Origin of the sequence: Vibrio sp. YT-18, assembly GCF_033337345.1 — a bacterium.
In the GTDB taxonomy this organism is placed as follows: Bacteria; Pseudomonadota; Gammaproteobacteria; order Enterobacterales; family Vibrionaceae; genus Vibrio; species Vibrio alginolyticus.
Genome location: NZ_JAWOQO010000269.1, coordinates 1 through 1,051 on the forward strand (window position 1 = coordinate 1; position 1,051 = coordinate 1,051).

General features: G+C 47.9%; 1 protein-coding gene and 1 pseudogene. Both read right to left on the reverse strand.

The window, feature by feature from the left end; all coding sequences use genetic code 11:
* Positions 1-341: pseudogene (envZ, locus tag R7M72_RS25900) on the reverse strand (two-component system sensor histidine kinase EnvZ); the annotation flags it as partial.
* Between the two features lie 105 nt (positions 342-446).
* A partial coding sequence (gene ompR / locus R7M72_RS25905; protein WP_318056569.1) for a two-component system response regulator OmpR occupies positions 447-1,051 on the reverse strand: 605 nt, incomplete at its 5' end.

A 1,051-nucleotide genomic window follows, 5' to 3' on the forward strand; every position in this document is an offset into this window, starting at 1 on the left:
AGCAGGCGAACTTCGGTTGGTGAGCCTAGCTCTTGAGTCATTTCCTCCGACATCAAATCAATCGACATCGCATGGTTAAACTCAACCGCCTTCTCGCTGTTGATGCTGTGAACTGTCACGCCCAACCTTTCTAATAACTGGCGACGCAATGGTGCATCCGATTTGAGCGGGCCATCTTCATCGAGAACCAGATTCAACTCATGAGCAAGAATTTTGTTGAACTGTTGCAGGCTTGGCATCAACGCGTAGTTAAAAACGGCGTAATAAGAAAAGACTTGGCTAGCGAGAAGCAAGGAGATGAACAGTAGAATAGATTGTGTCAGTGAACTTCGGATTCGCATGGAAATTTCCTGATGATCCTAATTGCGAAAACCTCGACCACCAAATAAGAAGGAAATTTGATGGCCGAAGTTTTAAAAACCGATTGCCGGTTAAGGGAGTAAGAATTACGACTCTTTGCCGTCTGGGACAAATACGTAACCTAAACCCCATACGGTCTGGATGTAGCGAGGTTTGCTCGGATCGTCTTCCAGCATGCGGCGTAGACGAGAAATTTGTACGTCGATAGAACGCTCCATCGCCGAGTATTCACGACCACGCGCCATGTTCATCAGCTTATCACGCGACATTGGCTCACGCGCGTTGGTTACCAGTGATTTCAACACCGCAAATTCACCCGATGTTAATGGCATCGCCTCATCACCACGGAACATTTCACGCGTGCCGAGATTTAAACGAAACTCGCCAAACTCGACCACTTTTTCTTCCGTACTTGGCGCGCCCGGTAGCTCAACCGTTTGGCGACGTAAAACCGCTTTAATACGAGCGAGTAGTTCACGCGGGTTGAACGGTTTAGGTAGGTAATCGTCCGCACCAACTTCCAAACCAACAATACGGTCAACCTCGTCACCTTTTGCTGTCAGCATCAGAATTGGCAACATGTTATTGGCGTGGCGTAAACGGCGACAAATCGACAAGCCATCTTCGCCTGGCAACATCAAATCCAATACCATTAGGTGAAAGTTTTCGCGTGTTAGTAGGCGATCCATTT